Annotated in this window: 19 protein-coding genes; 1 reads left to right on the forward strand and 18 read right to left on the reverse strand. The window is 47.9% G+C overall.

The genetic code is table 11. The features are described 5' to 3' along the window. Positions 1-2: 2 nt before the first annotated feature. From M3629_RS12725 to M3629_RS12735, 3 genes are all read right to left on the reverse strand, one after another. Positions 3-866, reverse strand: a complete 864-nt coding sequence (locus M3629_RS12725; RefSeq protein WP_251506713.1) for a DegV family protein — start codon at positions 864-866, stop codon at positions 3-5. A gap of 101 nt (positions 867-967) precedes the next feature. After that, positions 968-2,773 (reverse strand): DAK2 domain-containing protein, encoded by a 1,806-nt coding sequence (locus M3629_RS12730; RefSeq protein WP_251506717.1) that lies wholly within the window; start codon positions 2,771-2,773, stop codon positions 968-970. Next, positions 2,770-2,952, reverse strand: coding sequence for a hypothetical protein (locus M3629_RS12735; protein ID WP_251506722.1), 183 nt, complete (start codon positions 2,950-2,952; stop codon positions 2,770-2,772). Before M3629_RS12735 ends, M3629_RS12730 begins: the two co-directional genes overlap by 4 nt. 457 nt (positions 2,953-3,409) lie before the next feature. Between M3629_RS12735 and rpmB the strand changes: the two genes are divergently transcribed. Beyond that, entirely contained in the window at positions 3,410-3,598 is a 189-nt protein-coding gene (gene rpmB / locus M3629_RS12740; RefSeq protein ID WP_024631107.1) for a 50S ribosomal protein L28, read from the forward strand. 194 nt (positions 3,599-3,792) lie between these two features. Here rpmB and spoVM read toward each other — a convergent pair whose 3' ends face one another. From spoVM to remA, 15 genes are all read right to left on the reverse strand, one after another. Next, positions 3,793-3,873, reverse strand: coding sequence for a stage V sporulation protein SpoVM (gene spoVM / locus M3629_RS12745; RefSeq protein WP_019424875.1), 81 nt, complete (start codon positions 3,871-3,873; stop codon positions 3,793-3,795). Positions 3,874-4,038: 165 nt separating this feature from the next. Further along, positions 4,039-4,290 carry a hypothetical protein gene (locus M3629_RS12750; protein WP_090923633.1) on the reverse strand — a complete coding sequence of 84 codons (252 nt, stop codon included), beginning with the start codon at positions 4,288-4,290 and terminating at the stop codon, positions 4,039-4,041. Positions 4,291-4,293: 3 nt separating this feature from the next. Beyond that, positions 4,294-4,953: a ribulose-phosphate 3-epimerase gene (gene rpe, locus M3629_RS12755; protein WP_251506726.1), complete on the reverse strand. Its 660-nt coding sequence runs from the start codon at positions 4,951-4,953 to the stop codon at positions 4,294-4,296. 1 nt (position 4,954) lies between these two features. Continuing rightward, positions 4,955-5,872, reverse strand: coding sequence for a ribosome small subunit-dependent GTPase A (rsgA, locus tag M3629_RS12760; protein ID WP_251506732.1), 918 nt, complete (start codon positions 5,870-5,872; stop codon positions 4,955-4,957). A 60-nt stretch (positions 5,873-5,932) separates the two neighbouring features. Beyond that, complete coding sequence (gene pknB / locus M3629_RS12765) at positions 5,933-8,143, reverse strand: Stk1 family PASTA domain-containing Ser/Thr kinase (RefSeq protein ID WP_251506736.1); 2,211 nt, start codon at positions 8,141-8,143, stop codon at positions 5,933-5,935. Then, on the reverse strand, positions 8,140-8,916 hold the full coding sequence (locus tag M3629_RS12770) for a Stp1/IreP family PP2C-type Ser/Thr phosphatase (RefSeq protein ID WP_251506739.1): 777 nt from the start codon (positions 8,914-8,916) through the stop codon (positions 8,140-8,142). Before M3629_RS12770 ends, pknB begins: the two co-directional genes overlap by 4 nt. Before the next feature lie 7 nt (positions 8,917-8,923). Beyond that, positions 8,924-9,964 carry a 23S rRNA (adenine(2503)-C(2))-methyltransferase RlmN gene (gene rlmN / locus M3629_RS12775; protein ID WP_251506742.1) on the reverse strand — a complete coding sequence of 347 codons (1,041 nt, stop codon included), beginning with the start codon at positions 9,962-9,964 and terminating at the stop codon, positions 8,924-8,926. A 270-nt stretch (positions 9,965-10,234) separates the two neighbouring features. Beyond that, positions 10,235-11,779: a 16S rRNA (cytosine(967)-C(5))-methyltransferase RsmB gene (gene rsmB / locus M3629_RS12780; RefSeq protein ID WP_251506743.1), complete on the reverse strand. Its 1,545-nt coding sequence runs from the start codon at positions 11,777-11,779 to the stop codon at positions 10,235-10,237. Next, on the reverse strand, positions 11,776-12,735 hold the full coding sequence (gene fmt / locus M3629_RS12785; protein ID WP_251506746.1) for a methionyl-tRNA formyltransferase: 960 nt from the start codon (positions 12,733-12,735) through the stop codon (positions 11,776-11,778). Before fmt ends, rsmB begins: the two co-directional genes overlap by 4 nt. Before the next feature lie 12 nt (positions 12,736-12,747). Continuing rightward, complete coding sequence (gene def / locus M3629_RS12790) at positions 12,748-13,236, reverse strand: peptide deformylase (RefSeq protein WP_251506749.1); 489 nt, start codon at positions 13,234-13,236, stop codon at positions 12,748-12,750. A gap of 128 nt (positions 13,237-13,364) precedes the next feature. Next, on the reverse strand, positions 13,365-15,914 hold the full coding sequence (gene priA / locus M3629_RS12795; RefSeq protein WP_251506752.1) for a primosomal protein N': 2,550 nt from the start codon (positions 15,912-15,914) through the stop codon (positions 13,365-13,367). A 3-nt stretch (positions 15,915-15,917) separates the two neighbouring features. Continuing rightward, entirely contained in the window at positions 15,918-17,231 is a 1,314-nt protein-coding gene (gene coaBC / locus M3629_RS12800) for a bifunctional phosphopantothenoylcysteine decarboxylase/phosphopantothenate--cysteine ligase CoaBC (RefSeq protein ID WP_251506755.1), read from the reverse strand. A 228-nt stretch (positions 17,232-17,459) separates the two neighbouring features. Continuing rightward, on the reverse strand, positions 17,460-17,672 hold the full coding sequence (gene rpoZ / locus M3629_RS12805; RefSeq protein WP_145331918.1) for a DNA-directed RNA polymerase subunit omega: 213 nt from the start codon (positions 17,670-17,672) through the stop codon (positions 17,460-17,462). Between the two features lie 163 nt (positions 17,673-17,835). Then, entirely contained in the window at positions 17,836-18,408 is a 573-nt protein-coding gene (gmk, locus tag M3629_RS12810; RefSeq protein ID WP_251506758.1) for a guanylate kinase, read from the reverse strand. Positions 18,409-18,421: 13 nt separating this feature from the next. After that, positions 18,422-18,682: an extracellular matrix/biofilm regulator RemA gene (gene remA / locus M3629_RS12815; RefSeq protein WP_006209218.1), complete on the reverse strand. Its 261-nt coding sequence runs from the start codon at positions 18,680-18,682 to the stop codon at positions 18,422-18,424. Positions 18,683-18,692 lie beyond the last annotated feature (10 nt).

Here is an 18,692-nt window from a genome sequence, read left to right on the forward strand (position 1 = left end):
CCTCATTCCGGAACAGGCCACATAAAGATAGCAGTAACACCGGGTCCGACATGACTACCGATAACGGCACCGATATTCGTATAAATCACTTCATTCAGTGTAAAATGACCTCGCAACTGTTCCGCACAAGCCACTGCTGACGCGGGATCGGCCGTGTGACCTACAGCCAGGTTGACTCGCTTCCCAGCCAGATCCTTCTGGAACAGTTCAATAATACGTGCCATAGCCTTTTTATGACCTCTGACTTTCTCTACGGCGTAGATGACGCCTTCTTCATCGATAGACAGGATCGGTTTGATGTTTAGCAACGTTCCCAAGATCGCCGAGGCCCTGCCAATCCGTCCGCCTTTCTGCAGATACTCCAGCGTATCCACCAGAAAAAACAGCTTACGGGATTGCTGCATTGTCTCCACAACAGCTGCAATCTCAGCAACAGACTTGCCTTGTTCAGCAAGCTCGGCAGCATGTACAACCATTAGACCATACCCGTAGGAAGCCGATTTTGAATCAATGACCGTAAGATCCGCTTCCCGTTCCAGTAGAGACTTGCCGAGCATCGCCGATTGATACGTACCACTCATGCCCGAAGACAAGTGTATGGATACGATAGGTCTGTCCGGGTTTTCGTCCAGCAAACGCTGGTACACGTCCATAAAATCGGTAGGAGAAGGCTGAGAAGTGGTAGGCAGGACTGCGCTCTGCCTTAACTTGTCGTAAAACTGCTCCGACGTCAGATCCACTCCATCCCCATAGTTTTCTTCTCCAAACAACACACGCAAGGGAACCACATGTATACCGTATTTACGAACCAGTTCCTCAGGAATATCCGCCGTACTGTCCGTTACAATCGCAACCTTGTGGCTCACTGGCTCTCCTCCTCTTCACATCAAGTGCTATCATGCATGTTTAACAAGTCATTCGTTCAGCGTCTAAAATCGATAGTGATTGGCTTGTGAAACAATCGCAATTAGGACTCTACAGAGAACAGATAATAGTAAACCGGCTGTCCTCCCTGATGTACCTCGACTTCCGCGTCAGGATACTGCTCTTCCAGCCATGCTACAAGAGAAGAAGTAATCTCAGCGTCAGCCTCTTCCCCCTCAAGAACCGTAACCACTTCATCTCCGCTCTCCATCATCTGTCCAAGCAGACCCTCACAGGCATGAAGCATGCTCTCATCTGTCGCGACAATTTTGGAGTTATAGATCCCGATATAATTTCCGGCTTTGATATCCAGCTCATCATATTGTGTATCCCGAACGGCATGTGTCACTTGTCCGGACTGCACGCGGCTAATGGCCTCCAGCATCTGTTCACGGTTCGTTTCCGCAGACTCATCCTCTTGGAAAGCAAATGCCGCTGCCATCCCTTGTGGAATGGTCTTGCTTGGAATAACCGTAATCCGGCGCTCATCCTCCAGCAATTCACGAGCCTGCTCAGCAGCAAGCACGATGTTGGAGTTATTCGGCAAAATAAAAACTTGATCCGCCGCAATCGAACGAACGGCTTTTACAAAGTCCTCCGTGCTTGGGTTCATCGTCTGTCCACCAGACATCACCACATCTACACCCAGACTTTTAAATATTTCCGCAATGCCGTCACCGGAAGAAACCGCAATAAAGCCATAAGGTGCCATTTCATCAGCCGGAAGGACCGCTTCTTCCAATGTGCTTGTCTTCTCTTGCGGGATTTCAGCAAAGAGATCAGGTGAAGCTGCAATATCCATGCCCGCGCTCAGCAGGTCCCGGTGCTGTTCACGCATATTGAGAATATGAATCTGCGTAATCTCTCCATATTTCAAAGCCAGATTCAATACATCACCAGGTGTCTTCGAATGCACATGAACCTTGATCACTTCATCATCTGCAATGATAATGATCGAATCTCCATTTATTGACAACGCTTTCCGGAACAACTCTTCATCAAATGCCGCTCCTGCATTCTCGCCAAGCTCACGATTGATGAAAAACTCCATGTCGTACAGGAATTCAATATCTTCTGTTTCCAATCTTGCCTGAGCTGACAGAGGCATCTCAGGCGTAATTACCTGTGCTGACCTCGTTACAACCGGTTCGATTGCGGTTGCAGGCGTTTTCACCGGTGTCGCTACTGAAGAAGCAGATTCCTTTTGTATTGAGACACGTGAATTACCATCCGTTTTCAATAGCACTTCCATAAATCCTTCGTAAATATATACAAGACCCTGACCACCCGAATCCACCACACCAACCTGCTTTAAAACAGGCAGCATCTCTGGAGTCATCGCCAGTGCTTCTTTGGCTTTTAATAGAACTTCGTTCATTAATTCAGTGATATCATTCGTCCGTCTTGCATAGTAGCTGGCATGTTTAGCCGCTTCTTTGGCTACGGTAAGAATAGTTCCCTCCACAGGTTTAACTACAGCTTTGTACGCTGCGTCAACCCCATTTTGCAGGGCGGCTGCGAATTGTATCGTATTCAATTCTTCATAAGGAGCTGCTGAACGGCTGAATCCACGGAACAACTGGGATAAAATAACCCCTGAATTTCCGCGCGCGCCCATAAGCAAGCCCTTCGATAGTATTGCGGCAGCTTCTCCGATGGAAGCAGAGCTCTTTCTTTTGATCTCTGCAACACCAGCAGTCATCGTCAAATTCATATTTGTTCCCGTGTCACCATCTGGCACAGGGAAAACATTCAGGGAATTGACATGTTCTGCGTGCTGCCCTAGTTGTTCCGCTCCGGCGAGAACCATTGCGGTGAAATCTGTTCCATTTAAAGAACGTATACTCAAGTGAGAATTCCCCTTCCTAGCTTGATACACGAACAACTTGCACCAAGAATCAATTTGGTCTGTTCATGCGCTAACGCGGCTGCGTTATTCTTCGTCCATACCTTGTCCGGCACAGGCATACAATACAACATGTCAGCCGGATAGACGGTCTGGGCGGCCGGACTACCAATATCCTGCATTCTCTGCAACCCGTTATGCGGGCATAGGGATATGCACCGGTATCAGAAGCCGACATGAATGCCGCATGGAGACTGGTGCCAATGATGGAATGCCGCATCTCACAGCGTTGCCAAAAAAGCAAACCTCCAACCTCTACGTACGGTTTTTTCTCCGGCATCCCGCGGCAACAGCCTATTCATGGCTGTACTATGGACTATTCAACATTGTACTATATTAGACAAAAGAAATAAATAAAGTTTTTGGATCAGTTGACGAAGCTTTTTTGATTATGATATTATATTTAAGTATTGTTTTATGCAGGTTAAGTAATGGAAATGATCCGGCCAAGCCGGCTTGAACAACCCATTAGCTACTGAAGCCTGGTCTTTAGGATCAGGAAAGAACAATTAAGTCCTTATGGAATGACGTTTGTCTCTCCCGAAGGCACTGGTTATTTTAGGATAGGAGGTGTAATCTATGTCTCGCAAATGTTATGTGACAGGTAAGAAACCGGGCACCGGTAACCACGTATCCCACGCTAACAACCGTAACCGTCGTTCTTGGGGCGTAAACGTTCAGAAGGTTCGTATTCTCGTGAACGGCAAACCAAAACGTGTATACGTAAGCACCCGTGCACTGAAAGCCGGTAAAGTGACTCGCGTATAATCACGCAAAGCTACTATAAATCGGGTAAGCAAAAAGCACCTTGTTCCTTGCAGGTGCTTTTTTGGTGCTCCAAAAAGCACATGTCCAACACACAGGAATGGCCGCCGCATGGCACATCTCATACCGATCTGGTTCTCCAGATGAGCGCCCTGAGCCAAAACGGCGGTATTCGACTAACTGTGCTGTTAATCAGATCAGTTCTTTTGAAACGTATTCAGGATCGCCTTTACAAACCCTCCCAAAAACTTCGGCAGTTTGAATGTGTAAAATTTCATACTTCACCCTCCCCATCTCGCTCATGCATCCGCCGTATCCTATGCTTCAGGCCTTTTTCACCCAAACACGACAAAAAAGGCTACATGAGAAACCTGCTCATGTAACCATATTTATGCGGAACCTGCTGTCCCTATTCCACAATGACAAGCCTGAGATCAGCCCATTTACGTTTGAGTAGGGATGTACTGATAAACGGCGATCATAAAAACACTCATGAGATAATACAGTATGCTGAAAATGACAAAAGTAATCCGATGTCCCTTCCGGTCAAACTTTCGGAAATACATGATAACCACAGCGACCCCAATTAACGACGTAAGCGCATTGAATGGAGCCTGGAGAACTGAAAACAGTGCAAGTACCAGGCCCGTAATCATGCTTCCCGCCATTGTGAGCAGCGTCTCTTTGAAAGTCATAATTTATCCCTCGTAGCTGCTACGAATCTCGGCAATGGCAGCGGCTCGGTCTTCCCGTCCGAATACGGCACTGCCAGCGACCAGAACGTCGGCGCCAGCTTCCACAACGAGTGGAGCTGTGTCTGCAGCAATACCGCCGTCTACCTCGATATGTACGTCATGACGTCCTCTCTCGTTCAGCCATGTGCGAATTTGCTTGATTTTGTTCATCGTACCGGAAATAAACGCTTGTCCCCCAAAACCTGGATTCACCGTCATGACAAGAACCATGTCTATATCATCTAATACTTCTTGAATGGCACTTGCTGGAGTACCAGGATTAAGAGCAACCCCTGCCATTATTCCCTGCTCTTTAATCAGATGAATGACACGGTGCAGATGCACGCATGCCTCAGCATGAACTGTAATCACCGCTGCGCCGGCTTTAGCGAACTCTTCCACGTACCGTTCCGGATTCTCAATCATTAGATGAACGTCAAGCGGCAATGTTGTATGAGGGGCAATGGCCTTAACAATAGCAGGACCGAGTGTAATATTAGGAACGAAGTGCCCGTCCATAACGTCAACATGAATCCAATCTCCGCCTGCTGCTTGTGCTTCGGCAACCTCTGCACCTAATTTGGCGAAGTCAGCCGATAATATTGATGGGGCAATTTTAATCATATTAATACCTCCGCTTCTTATCTTTCATTTCTGTCAGGAACTGAACATAATGCTGGTATCGAATTTCAGAGACCAGACCTTCCTCCTTGGCTGCCAGCACTTTACAGCCTGGTTCATGCGTATGTGTACAACCACGGAACTTGCACTGATCAGCGAACTGGGCAAACTCGCGGAAACAAGTGGATAATTCCTCCACACCAATCTCCAGAAAGTCCAGCTGACTGAATCCCGGTGTATCCGCAACAAATCCGCCATTATCGAGTGGAATGAGTTCCACATGTCTGGTCGTATGTTTACCGCGCCCAAGACGCATGCTGATTGCACTCGTTTCCAAGGTAAGACCTGGCATCAATGCGTTCAGCATCGATGATTTGCCAACACCAGACTGACCGGAAAACACGCTGATCTTGCCCGCAAGGCGTTCTCTAAGCAGCTCACTGCCTTCTCCAGTCCGTGAACTGGTCGAGATAACCTCATACCCTATCTGCTCGTACATCGTCTTCACTTCAGCCACGATATTCCGATCCTCAGCTTCTGGATCAATCAAATCCTGTTTCGTCAGTACGATTAGGGCATCAAGTCCGGCTTGTTCAATATGCACGAGGAACTTATCCAGGAGATTCAGGTTCATATCGGGCTCTTTGACCGAAAATAGCAAAACAGCCAAGCTGACGTTTGCTACCGGCGGACGAATTAACTCGGTCTCTCGCTTGTGGATCTCATCAACGGTTCCTTCCCCATTCTCTGTGAGCATGTAGCTTACACGGTCACCAACAAGCGGAGAAGTGCCTCTTTTGCGAAAAATCCCCCTGGCTCTGCATTGAACGGCGGAACCTTCAACCGAAGGAACCCCGTTGTCTTCTACTGGCATGACATAGTAGTAACCACTTAATGCTTTAACGATGATACCTTCTGGCACAGCTCCGTCGCCCTCCTTCAGATGAGTAATATTCTTTCCTTACGTCAGCATAAGCCGTCCTTATGGACGGCCTGATGCGTTGATAACTCCTTTTTTCTTATCCTCTTTATGCTTGCCTGGACCTTTATCCGTCTTCATTGCTGAAGTGTCGCCTTCCTGATTATCCCCTTCTCCATCAGCCGGGGTGGAGTCAGGTTCCTTTTCTTGACCATTGTCCCCGCTACCCTCATTGTCGCCATTCCCTGGATCAGGGGTATTGGCTGGCGGTGCTTGCGTGTTCTGTTCAGGGTCGATGGAAGGTACATTCACTGTACCGTTCTTCGCTTCACTGTAAGACACAACATACGTATCCAGGAATTTACCGTCACGATAAACGGACACAGCCCCATTTTCATTCGGTGCGAGCACAAGCGGTATGGTCAGGACTTGAGCGGAATTGATCGTGCGTGTGCCCCACTCCTGATTTTTGCCGCGTGCATCTTCATAGGTGATGCGAATTTTACTATTTTTCCCCACTTCTTTTGGCGATACGTTGATATTAAAAGGATACTGCAGTGCCTCAGGAGGATACCCTGTGCTTATAAAGATGGTAATCTTGTCACCAGGGCTTACATCTGTTCCCGCTTCTACTGGCCATTGTTGGGTTACTTTACCCTGTTCTACCGTATAACTGGACTCTTCCTGTACCTGTCCGAGCACTAGTCCCTTTTCTTTCAACATTTGTTCCGCTTCACTGCGCGTATGATTTTTCAGATCAGGCATTTTGACCGTTTCAGTTCCCTTGCTTACGGTTAACTCAATCTCAACAGCTTCAGGATCAAATTCTTCATTTACACCAGGCGTCTGGGCAATGACGGAACCTGAAGGCACTTCATTGGAGAAATCGTCCTTACGCTTGATTTGGTCTTCCTTAAGACCAAGCGCAGTCAACTTTTTGACCGCTTCAGCATAAGGCTCAAGCTTAACGTCAATCATTTTCACCAATTCTTTTTCCGCGCCAACACTTAGCTGAACCTCAGTACCTTTTTTGACCACATCGCCTTCATTCCTGCTCTGGTCAAAGACAATGCCAGGGTCTACATTTTCTTTGTACTGTCGAATGACTTCATTGCTCACTACCAAACCCTGTTCCTCCAGCAGTTGGCGGGCTTTTTCTTCTGTCTGATTGACTACGTTAGGCACCGTTACCTCAGGTACGACAAGCATACCTTTGACATACCATACCACCCCAACCATGGCAATCAAAATAAGAACCGTCATGGATATGATGAGCGTTGGTTTTTTCCAGTTTTTCTGCTTCGGTTTACCCGCGTTCTGTTCCTGATCAGTTTCCATCACAGGCACCGCTCCGGTAGACTTCATTCCGCGAGGTTCCGGTTTGATGGCTGGCATTACGCGCGTCTGATCAATGTCATCCTCATCCGGAAAATCAACCTTGGACTCATTGCGGCGCTCCGGCATAAGACATGTTTCTAGATCATGCTGCATTTCTTTGGCTGATTGATATCGCTCCTGCGGATTTTTACGCATGGATTTCAAGATGACATTTTCCACACTTTGCGGAATGAGCGGATTGAATTTGCGCGGTTCATCAAATTCTTCCTGTAAATGTTTCAAGGCTACACTGATTGGACTTTCCCCGAGAAAAGGAAGCTGTCCTGTTAGCATCTGATAGAGTACAATTCCAAGAGAATATAAGTCCGACTTCTCTCCAGTCACAATACCCTTGGCATGCTCTGGGGAGAAATAGTGCACTGAGCCCACGACAGAACCAGTCTGCGTGATCGTTGTAGAGGTAACCGCACGAGCGATCCCAAAATCTGTTACTTTCACACGGCCATTTCGGCCTATTAATATGTTATGCGGTTTAATGTCCCGGTGAATAATCTGATTATGATGTGCGTGATCCAGTGCATCCGCGATCTGGGAAGCAATGTGTACCGCTTCGTCGACCTGCAACGGCGCACGTTCCTTAATAATTTCATTTAGGTTTTTGCCCTCAACGTACTCCATAACAATATAATGGACGTCATCTTCCTGACCTACATCATAGATGCTGACTACGTTCGGATGTGAAAGCGATGCCGCTGATTGTGCCTCTCTCCGAAAACGGCGAATAAACTCTTCATCGTGCACAAACTGTTGTCTCAGCACTTTAATTGCCACATTTCGGTTCAAAAGCAAATCTTGAGCTTTGTAAACCAGAGCCATGCCGCCACCACCGACACGCTCAATGACTTCATAGCGTCCGCCTAACTGGTGCCCAATCATGACTCACACCCCGTTTCCGTTTGTAGGGCGTCTTGCTGCTGAGGTTCAAATAAAGCGAGAGTGATATTATCGTCTCCTCCAGCAAGCAATGCCAGCTGTAGCAGTCGATCTGCACGATCTTCCAGTGGAAGTTCAAGATTACCTGCAACCTGAATAATCTGCTCATTGCTGACCAGGTTACTGAGTCCGTCACTACAGAGAAGCAGTACTTCTCCTTCGTCCAATCGTACAGCGTCCATATCCACCTTCACTTCCGCATCCGTGCCAAGTGCACGGGTAAGCACATTGCGACGTGGATGATGAGACACGTCCTCCTTGCTAATCTGACCATTTTTGTACAATTCATTCACCAATGTGTGATCTTCGGTCAGCTGGAGTACTTCCTTACCTGCAATTTTGTATGCACGGCTGTCCCCGATATGTCCAATCACACCTTCGGCATCATTTAACAGAGCGGCGACAACCGTCGTCCCCATATTATGATATTTATCGTCTGTGGATGCGGTGCTGAAAATGACTTCATTCGCATGAAGAATCGCGTCGCTAAGCGCAGCTGATAGGGATGCATGGGACAAACCTGGCTCAAGTGTTGCCAGATCCTGTACCAACGTTTCCACTGCAAGGCGGCTTGCCGTATCTCCAGCAAGATGTCCCCCCATGCCGTCCGCAACGATCCCCAGAATATATCCTGTATCCAGATTCCGAATCCAAGCTGAATCTTCATTCACCGAACGTACTCGTCCGATATGGCTCACATGAACTGTTTTGATCAAAACGCTCTCACCTCAACTCCATATGCTTTGCACGAAGCTGGCCGCAAGCGGCAGCAATATCATGTCCCTGTTCACGGCGAATCGTTACATTAACTCCCTGTTCCGAGAGAATTTTCTGGAAGTTAAAAATATCACTTCTAGATGTTCTAACGTATTTGCGCTCAGGCACATGGTTAACCGGGATCAGGTTGACATGGCATAACATGTTTTTGAGCACACTCGCCAGTTCTGCCGCATGCTCTGGCTGGTCATTAACACCGCCGATCAATGCGTACTCAAACGTGATTCTCCGGCCTGTCTTAGCCAGATAATAGCGGAGAGACTCCATCACATCATCAAATGGGAAACGACGGTTTACGGGCATCAGTTTGGAACGCAAGGCATCATTCGGTGCGTGAATCGAAATAGCAAGATTGATTTGCGTGTCTTCATCTGCAAACTTATAGATGTTCGGCACGATTCCACTTGTAGACACAGTAATATGGCGCTGACCGATGTTCAGACCTTTTTCGTGAATCATAATCCGCAAGAACGTCATCGTCGCTTCGTAGTTTTCAAATGGTTCACCCGAACCCATGATCACGATGCTGCTGACACGTTCACCTCGCTCATCCAGAATTTTCTGAGCCTGTACGACCTGAGCAACGATCTCTCCGGCTGTCAGGTTGCGTTTCAGCCCCCCGAGCGTGGACGCACAGAACGTACAACCAATCCGGCAACCAACCTGCGTTGTTACACAGATGCTGTTTCCGTAGTTATGTTTCATAATAACCGTTTCAATCGCATGATCATCATGCAGACCAAAAAGGAATTTCACCGTGCCATCCTTGGACTCAAACTTCGTAATTTCCTTAAGGGTTACGAATTCAAACTGCTCTGCAAGCTTCTCGCGTAGCGTCTTGGAGAGATTGGTCATTTCACTAAAATCATTGACACGTTTCACATAAATCCAGTCAAAGATCTGACCGCCGCGAAACGCTGGTTCCCCGTTCTCCACAGCCCATTGCTGCAGTTGCTCTAGGGAAAAATCGTATATAAAAGGTTTCATTTTGTTTTCAACACCTATTCCTTTTTTCTTTTCATTTGCATTTCTTTTGCTTTCCATCGTTTTACTGCATTCGTCCTATTCTATCATAAACGGCACTTTACATCCATGTATACCCTGGAGACCCGTTCTTCATGCATTATAACATCTCGCTATTGCCATCGCATCCTGACATCGTTTTATAAACGAGTTAGTAATCACCAAGTCGCCTCTCACAAAGAAATCCGCCGAGGGTTTTCCTCGGCGGCCTTCCTTTAGTGCTCTATTAAACGTTTAATTGGCCGTTCTTGTCAACCTTGCGATGTAGAAACCGTCACTGTGAGCGTGTTGAGGCAAAATCTGAACACCGCCATTCACGGCCTTCAAGCCCCTGCTTCCTGGCTGTGACCATGCGGATGTTTCGATAGCCTTATACTCTGGATGACGATCCAAAAAGTCCGCCACCATATCCTCGTTCTCTGCCGATTCGATGGTACAAGTGCTGTACACCAAAATGCCCCCCGGTTTGAGCAGTGGCGCAACGCAATCCAGAAGTTCTCGCTGCAAACTGGAGATGTCTTCAATGTCGGCTGAGGATTTAGTCCACTTCACATCCGGCTTGCGACGAATGACCCCTAGACCTGAGCAAGGTGCATCCAGCAAAATCCGGTCAAATGAAGACTCGGCATAGCGCTTGTTTAAATCAAGTGCATCACCAGTTACCGCATCAATGCAACTTAATCCAAGACGTTCAGCCTGATCCAAAATAAGCTCGCGTTTATGGGCATGAACATCGTTAGCCACGATGCGTCCCCGGTCCTGCATTTTCTCTGCTATATGAGCGGTCTTACCACCAGGAGCTGCACAGCAGTCCAACACAAGTTGTCCCTCTTCCGGTGCTACGGCTTCAGCAACCAGCATAGAACTTTCGTCCTGAATGGAGAAAAGCCCATCCCGATACCATGACGTAAGAGCCATATTGCCTCCGCTGCGAACCAGAATACCGTCAGGGCTAAGATGCGAAGCTTCAACCACTGCCCCTGTGCTCGCCATCTCCTCCATCATCTTGTCTCGTGTTGTCATCGTCGTGTTCACACGCACACTCACTGCTGGAGGTTCATTATTCGCACGGCAGATGGCTTCTGTTGTCTCTTCCCCATATTGAGCAATCCACCGCTCCACCATCCACAGCGGGTGAGAATGCTCTAGTGAGATCCGTTCAGCAACTGGCAGATGGGAAGGAACGTGCAACTGCTCCTTGTTTCGAATCATATTCCGCAGCACACCGTTAACCATACCCGAGATTCCCTGATGACCAAGCTTCTTGGCCAGGTTCACTGCTTCGCTGACGACGGCATGTTCCGGAATTCGATCCAGGTAGATCAATTGATACGCACTGATCCGAAGTAAACTACGCACCCAAGGCTGTAATTTTGCTATCCCCTTGGCAACAAAACGCTCCAGATAGTGATCCAGCGTGTTTCGTCTTGCAATCGTTCCATATACCAGTTCCGTAGCGAGTCCTGCATCTGCAGAACTAAGTTCTGCCTCCTTAAGGCGGCGGTTCAGTTCCAGATTGCTATATGCTCCGTCTTGCTCTACTGCACTCAGTACCTTGACAGCAAGAGCACGAGCAGATGTCTTCGGTTTCTGCACACGTTCCTGAGTCCGGCTCCCCTTAGCAGAAGAAGCCGGAACAGTATTTTGTCCTGCACGCCGACCTTGGCTACCAGAAGAGCCCTTGCTAGTCTGACGATGAGTAACGTGGCCGCCTGCATTTCCGTTGCCTGCTGCCTTACGTTCTTTTCCTGAAGAATGTCCTGATCTTGAAGTACTCATCGCAGCACCATTCCAGGTTTCAATGTTCCACCGCGTGCAAAGTCAGCAGCTTGCATGACTTTTTTGCCAGCAGGCTGAACTTCTGTCAGCCACAAAGAACCATTGCCTGTCTTGATTTCTATGCCTGATTTGTTCCATTGCAACACGGTTCCCGGCTCGGCTTGTCCAGCACTGGAAACAGATGAAGCTTCATTCTTCACCTGATCTGGATTGCACGCTGCCCAAACTTTAAATACCTGTTCATCCCACATCGTGAATGCACCTGAAAAAGGAACAAGACCCCGAATCTGATTGAACAATTCACGGGATGTACGGCTCCAGTCCATCTTCTCGTCTTCACGAGTCAGATTACGAGCATAGGAAGCTTCCTCTTCATTCTGAGGAACAGCTGTCGTTTCGCCTGCGATGAGGCGTGGCATCTCCGCCTGAAGCAGCTTGGAACCGGCCTCACTCAATTTGGTGAACATCGTGCCGGATGTATCTTCATCCGTTATCGGAACTTCCACCCGGGAGATCATATCGCCTGTATCCAGACCTTCTGCCATGTACATCAACGTGACTCCTGTGACAGATTCTCCGTTAATTATAGAACGTTGTATTGGAGCTCCTCCGCGATATTTAGGCAGAAGAGATCCGTGCACGTTCACACAGCCGCGAACCGGCATATCCAACACCGCTTTGGGAAGAATCTGTCCGAATGCGGCTGTCACAATCAGATCTGGTTTCCATTCCGCAAGGCGGGCTACCGCTTCCGGATCACGAAGTTTGACAGGCTGAAACACCGGCAGACCGTGGCGTTCAGCTGCGGCCTTGACCGGTGTAGGGGTAAGTACTTTTTTTCGTCCCTGCGGTTTATCCGGCTGTGTTACTACGCCAACCACATGATAGCCTTCCGCCATCAACATATCGAGAGAAGGAACGGCGAATTCAGGTGTTCCCATAAAGACAATATTCAAATCGATCACTCCTTAATTACGACGCGGTCCAGTTTGCTCTGGGGCAATTTCATATACTTTTTCAGCAATATCTGTGAAGAGCACACCATTCAAATGGTCAATTTCGTGCTGGAACGCACGGGATAACAGACCGCTACCTGTAATAATTAATTCTTTGCCTTCCCGATCCAGACCTTTGACGGTAACCGTCTCAAAACGACGAACATCGCCGTTAATTCCTGGAATACTCAGGCAACCTTCGGGTCCAAACTGTTCTCCTTCACTAGCAATGATCTCCGGGTTAATCATCTTGATCAGCCCTTGCTCATCTCCTGCATCAATCACAATCAAACGTTTCAGAATGCCGACTTGCGGAGCAGCAAGACCTACTCCTTCTGCGTCGTACATCGTGTCTGCCATATCATCAAGCAACTTTTGCACATTCGGTGTAACTTTGGTTACTTCCTTAGCTCTTTTGTGAAGCACCTCATCTGGTTCTTTAACGATAATACGAATCGACATGTTGTAAGCACCTTCCTAATTCTCATCTTAGTTTCTAGGCAATAATCTCTATTTCGTTGTTCATATCAATCTATGTTTATACCGCTTGTTCACATCCACATTTTTCGCATCAAAATGCGGTAAAATGTCTACATTAACATCTGCGGATCTACATCAAGGCTAATAAGTAGCTTCTGGGCCTGAACATCATCGTCCATGCGACGGGCCGTTGCCAGAGCCAGACCGATGGCATCCACATCCCCACGCCATTTTATCATACATTGGAATCGGTATCTATTCTTGATCCTTGGAATTGGGGAAGCTACAGGGCCAAGCACATCAAAGGCTTCGTTACTGAAACGGCCAAGACTGCCCAGCCATCCGGCAGCATTCGCCTTCTCTTTCAGCAGACGCGTATAGTTTTCAGCCAATCGAATCAGTACAGGAAGCTGTTCGTGCGAGAAGGTCACCAGGATGAGACGACAGTATGGTGGATACTGTAAATTTCTCCGATGCAGCAACTCCTCCTTCACGAAGGATACATAGTCATGCTGGCTTGCATGTCCAATGGAGTAGTGTTCTGGCGTGTAAGACTGTACAAATACTTCACCCGGTAATTGATGACGGCCCGCCCGCCCTGCCACTTGTGTCAACAGTTGGAAGGTTTTCTCGGCAGCACGGAAATCAGGCAAGTTAAGAGCTGAATCCGCGGTGATAACTCCAACGAGTGTCACATCAGGAAAATCGAGCCCCTTAGCAACCATCTGGGTTCCAAGCAACACATCGGCTTTTTTCTCCCGAAACTGTTTTAACAGCTTTTCATGCGCACCTTTCTCCGTCGTAGTATCCACATCCATACGGATCACCCGAATCCCTGGAAATAGCTTAGCCAATTCCTCTTCAACCCGTTGCGTCCCTGTACCAAAATAGCGAATATGCTCACTTCCACAATCCGGGCACGTTTCAGGCGCTGCTTCTGCATACCCGCAATAGTGACAGCGTAAATTGTTGGAACGCTGATGATATGTCAAAGAGATGTCACATTCAGGGCAACCTGCAACGTATCCGCAGCTACGGCACATCACAAAAGTTGAATATCCACGCCGATTCAGCAGCAGCACCGTCTGTTCTCCGCGCTCTAAACGCTCTTCCAACCCTTTGTGAAGCGCTCTGCTGAACATGGAACGATTGCCATCCTTCAGTTCTTCACGCATATCGATGATCCGTACATCGGGCAGATTGTTGCCAAGTGCTCTTGTAGGCATCTCTAACAAAAGAGGTGCAAAATCATCGTTACTTTGTGAACGCGCAGCATAATAACTTTCCAGGGAGGGCGTAGCCGAACCGAGAACCACTACAGCCTGGTGCTGCTGTGCTCTTTTGACAGCCACATCACGCGCATGGTATTTCGGCGTTTCTTCCTGTTTATAGGAAGTCTCATGTTCTTCATCCATAATAATGAGTCCCAGACGGCTGAATGGAGCGAAAACCGCAGAGCGGGCACCAATCGCAACTTTCACCTGACCTTCCCTGATTTTACGCCATTCATCATAACGTTCACCACCGGAAAGACGACTGTGCATGACCGCAACCTGATCACCGAAACGTCCTTTGAAGCGCTCCACCATCTGTGGAGTAAGAGCAATCTCGGGCACCAACACGATAGCCTGCCTGTCCTGATTAATACACTGCTGAATGGTCTGCAGATAAACTTCGGTTTTACCGCTTCCGGTAACGCCATGCAGAAGAAACACTCCATGACGATGTTCCTGCAACCGACTATTGATACTGCTATATACGCCTTGTTGCTCGTCTGTCAACTTCAGCGGCTCTGTCGGTTTAAAACGTCTACCCTGATATGGATCACGAAACACTTCCACGTCCTCTGTCACAACCAAACCTTTTTCCTCAAGCCCCTTAATCGTTGCCGCCGAAACTTGCAGCGTAGACAACACTTCCTTCAAGGGCATGGGTAACAAATCTTTCATCTCCAGCAAAAAAGAAAGAATCTCCTTCTGCCGTTGAGCTTTTGATGGGAACGAAAACAACGCTTCTTCCGCGACGGCGATATCCACAGCCAGATTCACGGACTTCATCGTTTTTTTATTCAGCTTATCCTTAATCGCCTGACTTTCCAAAAGTACACCGCCAAGCAACAGCTTTTTGATCAAGGCTGCATGGTTGGGGTATTTTCGGCTTAATTGTTGCAGCGGAACCTGCCCCCGGCTTTTGACAAAACGGATAATATCCTGCTGTACTTTCTCGGTTGTCGATTCCTCTCCCCACACAAACAGAACGTCCTCGTTAGAAGATTCACCTCCAACCTGTCCATCCAGTGCATCCCCTAGTGAAATGTAGCGCTCCGCTTTTCCTTTCAGCGCTGTTGGCACCATCACTTGCAAGGACAAAATCCGATTGCTCGCATATCGCTCGCTCATCCATTCTGCCAGCTCCACCAGATCCTTCGATAGGGGCGGCACAATATCCAGTAGCTCCTGAATAGGCTTGAGTCTGAACGATTCCTCCCCCGTACGGGGAACCAGATCCACAACGAACCCTTGCACGGTACGATGTCCAAAAGGTACACCTACCCTGCTTCCCACCTCAATCCATTCCTTCATGGAGTCGGGAATCAGATAATCAAAAGGCCGGTCGGTCTGCTTCACAGGCACATCGACAATGACCTTGGCAATCTCCATCTTTTAATTCCTCCCGGCAATGCGCTCCGCCGCAATTCGGAGCAAACGATGCGCCACATCTTCCTTGGACATCAGCTCAAGCTCCTCAACCAACCCATCACGGTCATAAATAAGCACCGCGTTGGTGTCTGTTCCAAATCCTGCTCCCGAACGGGTGACATCATTGGCTACGATCAGATCACAATTTTTCCGTTCCAGTTTCTCACGTGCATACATCTCGATCGACTGGGTCTCGGCAGCAAAACCAATCAAATACTGATGGGTTTTCCGTTTGCCCAGCGTCTCCAAAATATCTATATTTTTCACAAGTTCGAGCGACAACGTGTCGCCTTTTTTCTTGATTTTTTCCATGTAAACTTCTTTCGGGCGATAATCCGCGACAGCGGCTGCCTTAATGACGATATCTGCACCATCCCACTCACGGGATACTGCCTCATACATGTCCTGGGCAGACTGTACGGGTATGATCTCTATATTTCCTGGCGGCTGTGCCTGTGTATTACCCATCACAAGCTTCACTTCAGCCCCAAGATCACGCGCAGCAGCGGCGATGGCAAATCCCATTTTCCCAGACGAATCATTCGTAATATAACGAACTGGATCAATGCGCTCGATCGTACCACCAGCGGTAACCACGACCTTTTTACCATTTAAGAGCGAATCGTGTCCTGAATACAGACCTTGTAACGACTGCTGAATATCATCCTGCTCATCCCCTTGTGCAACCGATTCAACACGGGCTTGTTCTGAACGACTCAACGATACCGCATCACGCTGCGCAAAAAAACGCTCCACCACATCCACGATAGTCTCCGGTTCCTCCAGACGCCCTTTGCCTACATATCCGCAGGCCAGAAGTCCTTCACCCGGTTCAATCATTAATGTGCCCCGTTCAGCCAGCAGATTCATGTTGTGCTGCACCGCCGGATGATCATACATGTGTACATTCATAGCAGGAGCAATCATCACGGGTGCAGTAGTAGCAAGTAGAGTCGTTGTGAGCATATCGTCAGCCATCCCGTGTGCCATCTTGGCAATGACATTCGCGGTTGCCGGAGCGACCAGTACCAAATCAGCCATGTCTGCGAGATTGATATGCGAAACAACCGCTGGCTCACGTTCATCAAATGTATCTGTATATACTGCGTTTCGGGTCAACGTTTGCAGCGTTAATTCGGTAATAAACTGTGTCGCCGAAGCGGTCATAATGACATGAACATCCGCTCCCTTTTGCACCAGTTTGCTGCATAATGTTGCTGCTTTGTAAGCTGCTATGCCTCCTGTTACGCCAAGCACGATTTTTTTACCGTTCAACATGTTCAATATCCCCCGATAATGTTAAGACATCAATACAAGTATAAATACTAGGGCGTGTCTGAAAACGCTGAAGGGGGCGAAAAGACGGTAAAAGATGCACTTCAGTAGGTTTCAAGACACGTCCTGGTTCATCGATCTGATCAGGCTTATTCGTAAAAAAATAACAACCTTTCGGTTGTCAAAATAATTCGGCGCTCGCCGTATGCAGTTGAAGAGCAGCCCGGAGGCTTACTCTTCTTCTTCGTCCTGCCCTTTGATCACAACAAGATGATCACCATAAATCTCTTCCAAAGCAACGCCAACCTGTTTATGGGACTTTGCGTTTCTAAGATCGGATTTCTCACCTTCGCGAAGCTGTCTCGCACGGCGGGAAGCAGCAACAACCAGGGAATACTTGCTGTCGACTTTGTTCATCATTTCATCAATTGAAGGATACAGCATATTAACAAAACACCTCTTTGCTTTAGTATAATCACAAGTCGCCGCCGGACAGAACCTTATGTTGCGTGTCCTCATGTACAGGAGGCAGTCCGGAAAGAACCTTAACCTTAACATGATATGACAACTGCCCCATGAATATCGCTGTACGCGGCGGCAAAAGGGATTATTTATTGATCTTACAATGTTCGGCGATAATGATGCTTTCTATTCGTTTGCAAGCCGAATCAATCTCATCATTAACCACGGCATAGTCATAATGCTCAAGCAGATTGATCTCATCGACTGCTACAGACATCCGGTGATCAATCGTTGCTTGGCTTTCCGTGCCACGTCCTTGAATACGATCCTTCAACTCATCCAAAGAAGGAGGAAGCAGGAAGACAAAAATCCCCTCAGGGAATTTCTCCTTCACTTTAAGTGCACCCTGAACCTCAATCTCCAGAATAATATCTCGGCCTTCATTGATCGTTCTCTCCACAAAATCACGCGGAGTGCCGTAATAATTACCGACATACTCTGCATGTTCCAGCAGTTGATCCTCGGCTATCATTCTCAGAAACTCATCATGAGAGTGAAAAAAATAGTTCACTCCATGTTCTTCGCCCATACGTGGCTGACGAGTGGTTGCTGAAACCGAATAAGTTAAATTCGGCACTCGTTGGCGCAACGCGCTGCATACTGTACCCTTCCCGACCCCGGATGGGCCGGACAACACTATCAGTAATCCCTTAGACATATTACACTCCATTTTATTCGTCGTTATCATCATCTTTCGAAGAAAGACGATGGGCGACCGTTTCAGGCTGAACTGCAGACAGAATAACATGATCACTATCCGTAATAATTACGGCACGTGTACGTCTTCCATACGTTGCATCAATCAGCATGTGACGATCTCTAGCCTCTTGTATAATTCTCTTGATCGGCGCCGATTCCGGACTCACGATGGATATAATCCGGTTCGCCGATACGATGTTACCGAATCCAATGTTAATGAGTTTGATTGCCATAATCAGGTTC

Source organism: Paenibacillus polysaccharolyticus (assembly GCF_023714295.1).
GTDB classification, from domain to species: Bacteria; Bacillota; Bacilli; order Paenibacillales; family Paenibacillaceae; genus Paenibacillus; species Paenibacillus polysaccharolyticus_A.

Bases quoted from the DNA above. Each gene is read 5' to 3' on its own strand.
- remA (WP_006209218.1), bottom strand. From the start codon at position 18,682: ATGGCAATCAAACTCATTAACATTGGATTCGGTAACATCGTATCGGCG.
- M3629_RS12735 (WP_251506722.1), bottom strand. From the start codon at position 2,952: ATGCAGGATATTGGTAGTCCGGCCGCCCAGACCGTCTATCCGGCTGAC.
- rpe (WP_251506726.1), bottom strand. From the start codon at position 4,953: ATGATTAAAATTGCCCCATCAATATTATCGGCTGACTTCGCCAAATTA.
- rpoZ (WP_145331918.1), bottom strand. From the start codon at position 17,672: ATGCTGTATCCTTCAATTGATGAAATGATGAACAAAGTCGACAGCAAG.
- M3629_RS12750 (WP_090923633.1), bottom strand. From the start codon at position 4,290: ATGACTTTCAAAGAGACGCTGCTCACAATGGCGGGAAGCATGATTACG.
- coaBC (WP_251506755.1), bottom strand. From the start codon at position 17,231: ATGTTGAACGGTAAAAAAATCGTGCTTGGCGTAACAGGAGGCATAGCA.
- rlmN (WP_251506742.1), bottom strand. From the start codon at position 9,964: ATGAAACCTTTTATATACGATTTTTCCCTAGAGCAACTGCAGCAATGG.
- pknB (WP_251506736.1), bottom strand. From the start codon at position 8,143: ATGATTGGGCACCAGTTAGGCGGACGCTATGAAGTCATTGAGCGTGTC.
- def (WP_251506749.1), bottom strand. From the start codon at position 13,236: ATGTCGATTCGTATTATCGTTAAAGAACCAGATGAGGTGCTTCACAAA.
- rsmB (WP_251506743.1), bottom strand. From the start codon at position 11,779: ATGAGTACTTCAAGATCAGGACATTCTTCAGGAAAAGAACGTAAGGCA.
- spoVM (WP_019424875.1), bottom strand. From the start codon at position 3,873: ATGAAATTTTACACATTCAAACTGCCGAAGTTTTTGGGAGGGTTTGTA.
- gmk (WP_251506758.1), bottom strand. From the start codon at position 18,408: ATGTCTAAGGGATTACTGATAGTGTTGTCCGGCCCATCCGGGGTCGGG.
- priA (WP_251506752.1), bottom strand. From the start codon at position 15,914: ATGGAGATTGCCAAGGTCATTGTCGATGTGCCTGTGAAGCAGACCGAC.
- rpmB (WP_024631107.1), top strand. From the start codon at position 3,410: ATGTCTCGCAAATGTTATGTGACAGGTAAGAAACCGGGCACCGGTAAC.